General features: G+C 54.7%; 12 protein-coding genes. 10 read left to right on the forward strand and 2 right to left on the reverse strand.

Features of this window, described 5'->3' with window-relative positions; translation table 11 throughout:
- From NP596_RS17495 to NP596_RS17535, 9 genes are all read left to right on the forward strand, one after another.
- Positions 1-401: ATP-binding cassette domain-containing protein (locus tag NP596_RS17495; protein ID WP_256616681.1), on the forward strand; the 401-nt coding region annotated here is incomplete at its 5' end.
- Between the two features lie 12 nt (positions 402-413).
- Complete coding sequence (mlaE, locus tag NP596_RS17500) at positions 414-1,196, forward strand: lipid asymmetry maintenance ABC transporter permease subunit MlaE (RefSeq protein ID WP_256616682.1); 783 nt, start codon at positions 414-416, stop codon at positions 1,194-1,196.
- Between the two features lies 1 nt (position 1,197).
- Positions 1,198-1,662: an outer membrane lipid asymmetry maintenance protein MlaD gene (gene mlaD / locus NP596_RS17505; protein WP_256616683.1), complete on the forward strand. Its 465-nt coding sequence runs from the start codon at positions 1,198-1,200 to the stop codon at positions 1,660-1,662.
- Positions 1,662-2,009: an STAS domain-containing protein gene (locus NP596_RS17510; protein WP_256616684.1), complete on the forward strand. Its 348-nt coding sequence runs from the start codon at positions 1,662-1,664 to the stop codon at positions 2,007-2,009. The genes mlaD and NP596_RS17510 overlap by 1 nt, the downstream gene beginning before the upstream one ends.
- A complete protein-coding gene (gene murA / locus NP596_RS17515) occupies positions 2,002-3,267 on the forward strand; it encodes a UDP-N-acetylglucosamine 1-carboxyvinyltransferase (protein WP_256616685.1) in 1,266 nt (421 codons plus the stop codon). The genes NP596_RS17510 and murA overlap by 8 nt, the downstream gene beginning before the upstream one ends.
- 15 nt (positions 3,268-3,282) lie before the next feature.
- Positions 3,283-3,909 carry an ATP phosphoribosyltransferase gene (hisG, locus tag NP596_RS17520; protein WP_256616686.1) on the forward strand — a complete coding sequence of 209 codons (627 nt, stop codon included), beginning with the start codon at positions 3,283-3,285 and terminating at the stop codon, positions 3,907-3,909.
- 5 nt (positions 3,910-3,914) lie between these two features.
- Positions 3,915-5,216 carry a histidinol dehydrogenase gene (gene hisD, locus NP596_RS17525; protein ID WP_256616687.1) on the forward strand — a complete coding sequence of 434 codons (1,302 nt, stop codon included), beginning with the start codon at positions 3,915-3,917 and terminating at the stop codon, positions 5,214-5,216.
- Positions 5,217-5,705: 489 nt separating this feature from the next.
- The gene (locus NP596_RS17530) at positions 5,706-6,659 is read left to right on the forward strand and encodes a hypothetical protein (RefSeq protein WP_256616688.1); all 954 of its coding nucleotides are present in this window, start codon (positions 5,706-5,708) and stop codon (positions 6,657-6,659) included.
- A gap of 582 nt (positions 6,660-7,241) precedes the next feature.
- Positions 7,242-8,018: an EAL domain-containing protein gene (locus NP596_RS17535; protein WP_256616689.1), complete on the forward strand. Its 777-nt coding sequence runs from the start codon at positions 7,242-7,244 to the stop codon at positions 8,016-8,018.
- 362 nt (positions 8,019-8,380) lie between these two features.
- On the opposite strand, the gene vapC is transcribed toward NP596_RS17535, so the two are convergent.
- A complete protein-coding gene (gene vapC / locus NP596_RS17540) occupies positions 8,381-8,782 on the reverse strand; it encodes a type II toxin-antitoxin system tRNA(fMet)-specific endonuclease VapC (protein WP_256616690.1) in 402 nt (133 codons plus the stop codon).
- Positions 8,783-8,788: 6 nt separating this feature from the next.
- On the reverse strand, positions 8,789-9,022 hold the full coding sequence (vapB, locus tag NP596_RS17545; RefSeq protein ID WP_256616691.1) for a type II toxin-antitoxin system VapB family antitoxin: 234 nt from the start codon (positions 9,020-9,022) through the stop codon (positions 8,789-8,791).
- 433 nt (positions 9,023-9,455) lie between these two features.
- Here vapB and NP596_RS17550 point away from each other — a divergent pair.
- On the forward strand, positions 9,456-10,226 hold a 771-nt coding region (locus NP596_RS17550), incomplete at its 3' end, for an alanine/glycine:cation symporter family protein (RefSeq protein ID WP_256616692.1).

Genomic DNA, 10,226 nt, shown 5'->3' on the forward strand with positions numbered 1-10,226 from the left:
CCCGCCATTTGATGCCGAACGAACTGTCCGGCGGCATGGCCCGGCGGGTGGCGCTGGCGCGCGCGATTGCCCTCGATCCGATGATGATCATGTACGACGAACCGTTTACCGGTCAGGACCCGATTTCGATGGGCGCCTTGGTGCATCTGATAAAATCGCTGAATACCACATTGGGCCTGACCAGCATCATCGTCTCTCACGATGTCCACGAAACCGCCGCCATCGCCGACTATATCTACGTGATATCGGAAGGCAAAATCGTCGGCCAGGGCACGCCCCGGCAGCTGGCGGACTCGGATTCGGCCTGGGTAAAACAATTCATGAACGGCGACGCCGACGGCCCGGTGCATTTTCATTACCCGGCCAAAGACTACCTCGACGATTTGCTGACCGCCAAATAACCCGGACTCGTTATGCTTGAACTTTTAGAACAGCTGGGCAAAGCCGCCCGCGGCAGTTTCGCCAAACTGGGCCGGGGCACTTTTTTCCTGATGCATGCGCTCTCGGGCATTCGCGAGATACTGCCGCGCCCCAGCCTGCTGATCAAGCAGATGTACTCGGTCGGCGTATTGTCGTTTTTGATCATCGCCATTTCCGGCCTGTTCGTCGGCATGGTGCTGGGTTTGCAAGGCTATTACATTTTGTCCGATTTCGGCGCCGAAGAATCGTTGGGCCTGATGGTGGCGGCTTCGCTGGTGCGGGAACTGGGACCGGTGGTTTCGGCCCTGCTGTTCGCCGGCCGGGCCGGCTCGGCGCTGACGGCGGAAATCGGCCTGATGAAAGCCACCGAACAATTGTCCGGCATGGAAATGATGGCGGTCGACCCCATCAACCGCATCATCACCCCGCGCTTTCTGGCCGGTCTGATTTCCACGCCGCTGCTGGCGGCCATTTTCAGCTCGATCGGCGTGATGGGCGGCCACTTGGTCGGCGTCGGCATGCTCGGCGTCGACGACGGCGCCTTTTGGGCGCAAATGCAAAACGGCATAGACTTTAACGAAGACATCGTCAACGGCGTTATCAAAAGCGTGGTGTTCGGTTTCGTAGTGTCCTGGATCGCCCTGTTCGAAGGCTACGACACCCTGCCCACCTCGGAAGGCGTCAGCCGCGCCACCACCCGCACCGTGGTCAATTCCGCCTTCTCGATCTTGGGGCTCGATTTCATTTTAACCGCTCTCATGTTTGGAGACATTTGACATGCAGCACTCAAAAACGCAGGACACCCTGGTCGGACTGTTTGTCGCCGCCGGCATCGCTGCCCTGTTTTATATGGCCTTGCAAATCAGCAACCTCGGCTCCTACGGTAACGGCGAAGGCTACACCGTCAGCGCCCGCTTCCAGAATTCCGGCGGCCTGAAAGTCAAATCGCCGGTATCGGTGGCCGGGGTTAAAATCGGCCGCGTCTCGTCCATCACGCTGGACAAGGAATCGCACGAAGCCGTGGTGGCAATGCAAATCGACGCCCGATACGATAACCTGCCGGACGACTCCAGCGCCAGCATCTATACCGCCGGCCTGCTGGGCGAACAATACATCAGCATCGACCCCGGCTCGTCGGAAGATTATCTGAAAAACAACAGCAAACTGGACATCACCAGTTCGGCCATCGTGCTGGAAGAAATGATAGGCAAGTTCATGATGAACAAGGCAGAAGGCAAGTAATGGCTAAGCTGAGTTTAAACGAGCAATCGCCCGGTTATTTCACGGTGGAAGGCAATTTGACCTTCGCCAGCATAGACAAGGAGACCCTGCAATCGTTTAGGTTTTTAAAGGGCATAGAAACGATCTACATCGACCTGTCCAAGGTCGGCAAAACCGACAGCGCAGGCCTGGCCTTGATGATCGAATGGATCAAGCAAAGCCGCATGATCCGCGCCCAGCTCCGCTTTAAAAACATTCCCGAACAGCTCATGGCCCTGGCCAAATTGAGCGGCTTCGACGAAACCGAATATTATTCCGGCAGTTCATCCGGTTCTGCCCCCAACAATGTAACCAACATCAATGGATAAATTACTGATTTCCGGCGGCGAACCGCTCGACGGCGAACTGCGCATTTCCGGCGCCAAAAATGCCGCCCTGCCGATTTTGGCCGCCACTTTATTATCCGAACCGCCGGTCAGCGTCGGCAACATACCGCACTTGCACGACATCACCACCACGCTGGAGCTGCTCGGGCAAATGGGCGTCGGCCTGATGGTCGACGAAAAAATGAACATCGAGGTGGACTCTAGCAGCATAGACAAATACGAAGCGCCTTACGAATTGGTGAAAACCATGCGCGCCTCGATTCTGGTACTGGGCCCGCTGCTAGCCCGTTTCGGCGAAGCCCATGTGTCCTTGCCGGGCGGTTGCGCGATCGGCACCCGGCCGGTGGATATTCATATCGACGCCTTAATCAAATTGGGCGCCGATATCCAAGTGGAAGCCGGCTACATCCACGCAAAATGCAAGCGCCTGAAAGGTTGCCGTCTGGTGCTGGATAAAATCACCGTGACCGGTACCGAAAACATCCTGATGGCCGCCACCTTGGCGGAAGGCGTCACCATCATCGAAAACGCCGCCAAGGAACCGGAAGTGTCCGATCTGGCCCACTTTTTGAACAAAATGGGCGCCAAAATAACCGGCATCGGCACCGACATTCTGACCGTTGAAGGCGTGGAAAAACTCGGCGTACCCGGCCTGCACTACGACATTCTGCCGGACCGTATCGAAACCGGCACCTATTTGGTGGCCGGCGCCATCAGCCGCGGCCGGGTCAGATTGAAAAACACCGACCCCACTACGCTGGACGCGGTATTGGACAAACTCAAGGAGGCCGGCGCCGAAATCACCACCGGCGACACATGGATCGAATTGAACATGCACGGCAAACGCCCCAAGGCGGTCACCGTGCGCACAGCGCCCTACCCGGCGTTTCCCACCGACATGCAGGCGCAATTCACTGCCCTGAATGCGGTTGCCGAAGGCGTGGGCCTGATCACTGAAACCGTGTTCGAAAACCGCTTCATGCACGTGCAGGAAATGCAGCGTATGGGCGCGCAAATCAAGCTGGAATCCAACACCGCCATCATCACCGGCGTCGACAGACTGACCGCCGCGCCGGTGATGGCGACAGACCTGCGCGCCTCCGCCAGCCTGGTATTAGCCGGTTTGGTGGCCGACGGTAATACCCTGGTCGACCGGATTTATCATATCGACCGCGGTTACGACCACATCGAAGAAAAATTGACCCAACTCGGCGCCACCATCCGCCGGGTGCCTAATTAAAAATCGACTGAAATCATGTTAACCATAGCCGTATCCAAGGGCCGCATCTACGAAGAAGCCCTGCCGTTTTTGCAGCAGGCCGGCATCACGCCGATCGACGACCCGGACAAAAGCCGCAAACTGATCTTGCAAACCACCCGCCCCGACGTGCAATTGGTGATCATCCGCGCCACCGACGTACCGACCTTCGTTGAATACGGCGCGGCCGACATGGGCATTGCCGGCAAGGATGTGCTGCTGGAACACGGCGCCGAAAGCCTTTACGAGCCGCTGGACTTGGGCATCGCCGGCTGCCGGCTGATGACCGCCGGCCCGGTGAATGCGCCGGAAGTCAAAGGCCGTCTGCGTGTCGCCACAAAATACGTCAAAACCGCGCAGCGCTATTACGCCGACTTGGGAATTCAAGCCGAAATCATCAAACTCTACGGCTCGATGGAACTGGCGCCGCTGGTCGGCTTGGCCGACTGCATCGTCGACCTGGTGGACACCGGCAACACCTTGAAAGCCAACGGCCTGGAGCCGCGCGAGCTGATAGCCAACATCACCTCCCGCCTGGTGGTCAACAAGGCTGCGATGAAAATGAAGCACCAAGCCATTCAAGCTTTGATAGACCAGTTCGAAAACACTTTGGCGCAACGGTAAACACTATGACTGCGATCGACATGCTCCGCCTCGACAGCACCAGCCCCGACTTTGCCCGCGACCTGCGGCAGAGATTGGCCTGGGACGCCAGCGACGATCTGGACATTCACCAAAGGGTACTGGAGATCATCGCCAACGTACGCAAGCACGGCGATCAGGCTTTGATCGATTATACCAACCGCTTCGACCGCACCGATTTCAAAACCGCCGGCGAACTGGAACTGGACAAAGCCGCCTTGAAGCAAGCCTGGGACAGCCTGCCCGCGGATCAAGCCCAAGCCCTGCAAACCGCCGCCGAACGCGTCCGCGCTTACGCCGAGCAGCAGAAATTGCAATCCTGGCAATTCACCGAAGCCGACGGCACGGTGTTGGGCCAAAAAGTCACGCCGCTGGATAAAGCCGGCCTGTATGTACCGGGCGGCAAGGCCGCTTATCCGTCGTCGGTACTGATGAACGCGATTCCGGCCAAAGTGGCCGGGGTCGGCGAGCTGATCATGGTGGTGCCTACCCCCGGCGGCGAAACCAATGCCATGGTATTGGCGGCTGCTTATATCGCCGGCGTCGATCGGGTATTCACCATTGGCGGCGCCCAAGCCGTGGCGGCGTTGGCCTACGGCAGCGAAACCGTGCCGGCGGTGGACAAAATCGTCGGCCCCGGCAACATCTACGTCGCCACCGCCAAAAAACTGGTATTCGGCCAAGTCGGTATCGACATGATCGCCGGCCCGTCGGAAATCCTGATCATTTGCGACGGCCGGACCAACCCGGACTGGATCGCCATGGACCTGTTCTCGCAAGCCGAACACGACGAAAACGCCCAATCGATTTTAATCAGCGACAACGCCGAGTTTCTGGATCAGGTGGCAGCCAGCATCAACAAGCTGTTGCCGGAAATGGAACGGTCCGAGATCATTCGCGCCTCGCTGAGCGGACGCGGCGCCTTCATCAAGGTCGCCAATTTGTCGGAAGCCGCCGAAGTGGCCAATCGCATCGCCCCGGAGCATTTGGAATTGTCGGTCGCCGACCCGGAAGCCCTGGCCGCGCAAATCCGCAATGCCGGCGCCATCTTCATGGGCCGGTACACAGCAGAGGCTTTGGGCGATTACTGCGCCGGCCCCAACCACGTGCTGCCCACTTCCAGCACCGCGCGTTATTCTTCGCCGCTGGGTGTGTACGACTTTCAAAAACGCAGCAGTTTGATCAATTGTTCGGCTGCGGGTGCTTCGGAGTTAGGCAAGATTGCTTCTATTTTGGCGCGGGGGGAGAGTTTAACCGCTCACGCGCGGTCGGCGGAATATCGGATTTAAGAATTATTCCCTCTCCCGCCGGGAGAGGGTTAGGGTGAGGGGAATTGTTAATTTGTGTCGCTATCGCGACAGATTATTTAGAAATCGGTTCGCGGACCGACAGCCGCGATACTTTTCTTTGCTTGTCCAAAGAAAAGCATCCAAAAGAAACGACACCCGGATGCCGCTTGTTTCCTGCGCTCCGAAGGCTTTGAGCGGGGTTTTCCGAAGGGGCTTCCCAGCCCCCGCGGAAAACGCGATGCCTCCCTGCATCGCCCCTGCCGGGCAAATCCGCCCAAACCCTCCGGTGCTCGGCGCGGCATAACGGGAATAAAAACTATCCCGTCATTCAACATGAATACCAACATGAAAATACACTTATGAATATAGGATGTGCCGACGCAAGGAGCCTCATTAGCCGCGAACAATGTGCTTCACTTACGTTTAGCACATCCTACGGCCATATTGTATATACAAAAATCACCTATTACTTTGGTTAAGCGATTATATATGTCCTCACTCATTTATCTAACGCGCGACGATCTCGATGGACCTTGGCTGCTCGACCGAACCGCAATGTTACAGCTCAGCGAAATCCTCAATTCACTCTCGGACAAACTAACAATTACTGCCGAAACTCTAATTGAGTCAGAACTATCTGAGTACTTTGGAAACCTATCGCAAGAAGATCAACAATGGGATAGAGATAGACAGAGAAAATATCTGACAGAAAGGTATAACTTGAAGACGAAATGCAAAGTTTCATTTTCATCGTCTAAATACATTGAGGACAAATCTCTAGGGCGTTTACTAGGCCAACCTGAATTACAGGAGGAAGCAACTGAGTCTATTGATATTGAACTTCGTGCAGCCAATATCTCGGTCAATGTTGAATTTCGAAAAAACAGCTTCAGTGGCGCAAAAGTAAGCGTGCGAACATCTCCCGAAACAGATGAGTTAGCTCGCTATTCATTCGTGGAGCTCCAACACTGGGCTATCGAACATCAAGCCCCACGCTGGCAGCGCTTCTTGGAAAAGCAGGCACCTATGCATTGGTTTGTTTATATCATTTTTGTTTGGATATCGGCCAACGGTGTTCCTTCTGAATCAGACCGAGTTTATAAAGAACTTTCTCCAATAGCTGTTGAAATTGTCAAAGACGGTATTACCGCAGCCGAAACACCAAAAGCCCTAGAGTTGATATTACGCAAGGAATTCAGCTTACCAATTCAAGACGTTTCACCGCAAACTTCTTCGTGGTTCAACTTGTTGTTTTTTGGCGGTTTTGCAGTCAGCATCATCTTATCGATTCGTCCAACGCTAGTCATAGGTATCGGAAAGCACGCCGAAACCCTAAAGCTTTGGAAATGGTGGCTTAAACTAATCGGAGTTTCAATACCTTCATTTATCTGCGGAAGCATTCTATGGCCAGAAATTATTGAAATAGCGAAAAGTTTGCTCTAAGGCTGTAAGGTGCAATCGTAGTAAGTTAGCCTTCAAGCATTCGGCACATTACGCTAGCGCTAATGCGCCCTACAAACTTCCAAAATATTAAACAATTCCAAATTTCGCAGTGGTTTTCTCCCGTTATGCCGCGCTGAGCACCGGAGGGTTTGGGCGGATTTGCCCGTTAGGGGCGATGCAGGGATGCATCGCGTTTTTCGTAGGGGCTGGGGAAGCCCCTTCGGAAAACCCCGCTCAAACCCGAGGAGCGCAAAGATTAACGCGGCATCCGGGTGTCGTTTCTTTTGGATACTTTTCTTTGGACAAGCAAAGAAAAGTATCGCGGCTGTCGGTCCGCGAACCGACGCCTAAACAACTGTCGCGATAGCCAGATAGGTCACGTTGCCGCGATAGCGGTTACGTGACATTTCAAAGTCATGGGCCCAAAATTTGTCAGGGAACGTTATCGCGCACCCTAACCTACGCGACTATCAATTGAAGAACTTTAATTTTGAGCCGTGCGCACACAATTCGAATTAAATTTCTCAAAAATACAGACCAGACGATAGAATCATCGAGTTCCACATAGCTCCCGAGTCCAGCATGCAACAACCCGATAAAAATTACCCGATTGGCTGCCAAGTCTGCCGAAACACTCAAGATCTGGGAATTGATTTCACCATGGCGTTTCAACCGATTGTCGACGTCACCCGCAGAAGTATTTACGGTTATGAGGCCCTGGTCAGAGGGCCCAATAACGAAAGTGCGTTTAGCGTGTTATCGCAAGTCAACGATGGCAATCGTTACCGGTTTGACCAAAGTATTCGGGTCAAAGCGCTGGATTTGGCCAATAAGCTGGGTTTACAGGGCATATTGAGCATCAACTTTCTGCCCAATGCCGTGTATCGGCCGGAAGCATGCATTCGCGCCACGCTGGAGGCGGCCGAAGAGTTAAATTTTCCAACCGAGCGGATCATGTTCGAAGTCAACGAGGGCGAGCGCGTGACCGATGGCGATCATCTTCGCGGCATCTTTGAAGAATATAAACGCCACAATTTCATCACGGCGATTGACGATTTCGGCGCCGGTTATGCCGGTTTGAATCTTTTGGCCGAATTACACCCGCATATCATCAAATTGGACATGGCATTGACGCGCAATATTCACACCGACCGGGTCAGGCGCTCTTTGGTGTTTGCGATATTGGCGGCCTGCAAGGAATTATCCATTCAGGTGATCGCCGAAGGCATTGAATGTATCGAAGAATGCGTGGTGCTTGCCGAGAAAGGCGTGGAATTGTTTCAGGGCTATCATTTTGCAAAACCCGGGTTTGAATGTCTGCCGTCAATACCCGAATCGGCTTGGGCAAGCATTAACTAAGAAAGCCAGGTAGGTCACGTTGTCGCGATAGCGGTTACGTGACATTTCGAAGTCATGGGCCCAAAATTTGTCAGGGAACGCTATCGCGCACCCTGACCTACGCGACTACAAAACTTCCAAAATAGCAAACGATTTCAAATTACGCGGAGGTTTTTTTCCCGTTATGCCGCGCCGAGCACCGGAGGAAATAAGCGGCATCCGGGTCGCCTTTTCTTTGGATACTTTCTTTTGGCGACGCAAACGAAAGTATCGCGGCCGTCGGTCCGCGAACCGACTTTAAATCAAATCGTCGCGCCAGCGACACATATCCCCCTCACCCTAACCCTCTCCCCGAGGGCGAAGGAACCGAAGGAATAGACACTCTACCTCAACCAATTCTCCATCAACAACCCAGGCACCCGCTCAAATTCCCGCAAATTATTGCTGACCAATACCAACCCATGGCTGCGCGCATGCGCGGCAATATGCAGATCGTTAACGCCTATCGTTTGCCCAATGCGTTCCAACGCGGCGCGTATGCTGCCGTAGTGCATGGCGGCGTTATCGTTATAAGGCAACACCTGCAAACGGCTGCAAAAATCTTCTACCACTGCCAGATTACGCTCGGGAAATTGGCTTTTTTCCGCACCATGAATCAACTCGGCCAACGTTATAGCGGAAATCGCCATACGGCCATGATGTCGGTTGAAGGTTGCCAACACTTCAATCGGGCGCTGTTTGATTACGTATATAACAATGTTGGTATCGAGCAGATATTTCAACATGTGAAACTACAAACTGTCGCGCTCGTTCTGCTGCTGACTGACCCGCTCGCTTAGAAAATCGTCGCTGACAGTCGGACCGTTGACGAAAAAACTGTCCCAGGCCGAATCCGCCGGCGTAATAATGCGTTCCGCACCGACAGCTCTGACGTCCACTTTTTTGACGTGCTCCGGAAAACGCATATCGGCGGGCAGGCGCACGGCCTGACTGCGGTTGTTGGTAAAAACGGTGCTTGTTGTCATAGACGCCCTCCAAAATGCTATATACAAGCAATATATCCCTTGACAACACTTGCGTCAATTGCCTTCTTTAAAGCGCCGCGATAGCGGTTACGTGACATTTCGAAGCCATGGCCCCCAAATTTGTCAGGGAACGCTATCGCGCACCCTGACCTACCCGACTAACCATACTTGCGTCAATTAATCCTCTTTTAAAGCTAGGCCACGTTACCGCAATATGGCTTGTACGGATGCAGGAGGTAGAGCAACGTAACGCAGCAGTTGCCGGACAAGCAAAAGAAAGTAACGCAGTCGTCGATCCGCGAACCGACTTCAAAAAAATCCATCTCGATAACGACGCCAAAATTGTCATTCCTCTTACATGAGTTGAACCAATATCCAGCCTATCGCTTAAACTTACGCATAACTCGTTGCAAATCACCCCGGAGCCCACCCCATGCCAGCCATCGAAACGCTAATCGCCACTTTGTCCGGCTGGGTCTGGGGGCCGCCGATGCTGGCGCTGTTAGTCGGCACCGGGCTGTATCTGACCGTGCTGTTGCGCGGCCTGCAATTCCGGGCGCTGCCTTTGGCGTTCAAACTGATTTTTCATAAAGACCACGGCCACGCCGGCGACATCAGCCATTTCGCGGCGCTGATGACGGCGCTGGCGGCGACGGTCGGCATCGGCAACATTGTCGGCGTGGCGACGGCGATCACGTTGGGCGGGCCGGGGGCGGTGTTCTGGATGTGGATGACGGGCCTGGTCGGCATGGCCACCAAATATTCAGAGGCAGTGCTGGCGGTGAAATACCGGGAAAAGGGCGAGCACGGCATGCGCGGCGGGCCGATGTATTATCTGGCCAAGGGCGCGCATCTGCCCAAACTGGGCTGGCTGTTTGCGCTGTTCACCGCGTTGGCCACCTTCGGTATCGGCAACATGGCCCAGGCCAATTCCACCGCCAAGATTTTCGAAGCCGCTTTCGCCGTCGAACCGTGGATCACCGGCCTGGTGTTGATGACGCTGACCGCGCTGGTGATATTGGGCGGCATCCGTTCGATCGGCAAGTTCACCTCGGTGCTGGTGCCGTTCATGATACTGGGCTATGTCGGCTCGGCGCTGACGGTGCTGGCGTTGAACGCAGCCGAAATTCCCGCCGCATTCGGGCTGATCTTCGGCCACGCCTTCTCGCCCGCCTCGGCCAGCGGCGGTTTTGCCGGCGCCGGC

This window comes from Methylomonas rivi (assembly GCF_024505165.1).
In the GTDB taxonomy this organism is placed as follows: Bacteria; Pseudomonadota; Gammaproteobacteria; order Methylococcales; family Methylomonadaceae; genus Methylomonas; species Methylomonas rivi.

What these genes read in the sequence shown, in the direction of transcription:
- mlaE (WP_256616682.1), top strand. Translation starts at nt 414, where the DNA reads ATGCTTGAACTTTTAGAACAGCTGGGCAAAGCCGCCCGCGGCAGTTTC.
- mlaD (WP_256616683.1), top strand. Translation starts at nt 1,198, where the DNA reads ATGCAGCACTCAAAAACGCAGGACACCCTGGTCGGACTGTTTGTCGCC.
- NP596_RS17510 (WP_256616684.1), top strand. Translation starts at nt 1,662, where the DNA reads ATGGCTAAGCTGAGTTTAAACGAGCAATCGCCCGGTTATTTCACGGTG.
- murA (WP_256616685.1), top strand. Translation starts at nt 2,002, where the DNA reads ATGGATAAATTACTGATTTCCGGCGGCGAACCGCTCGACGGCGAACTG.
- hisG (WP_256616686.1), top strand. Translation starts at nt 3,283, where the DNA reads ATGTTAACCATAGCCGTATCCAAGGGCCGCATCTACGAAGAAGCCCTG.
- hisD (WP_256616687.1), top strand. Translation starts at nt 3,915, where the DNA reads ATGACTGCGATCGACATGCTCCGCCTCGACAGCACCAGCCCCGACTTT.
- NP596_RS17530 (WP_256616688.1), top strand. Translation starts at nt 5,706, where the DNA reads ATGTCCTCACTCATTTATCTAACGCGCGACGATCTCGATGGACCTTGG.
- NP596_RS17535 (WP_256616689.1), top strand. Translation starts at nt 7,242, where the DNA reads ATGCAACAACCCGATAAAAATTACCCGATTGGCTGCCAAGTCTGCCGA.
- vapC (WP_256616690.1), bottom strand. Translation starts at nt 8,782, where the DNA reads ATGTTGAAATATCTGCTCGATACCAACATTGTTATATACGTAATCAAA.
- vapB (WP_256616691.1), bottom strand. Translation starts at nt 9,022, where the DNA reads ATGACAACAAGCACCGTTTTTACCAACAACCGCAGTCAGGCCGTGCGC.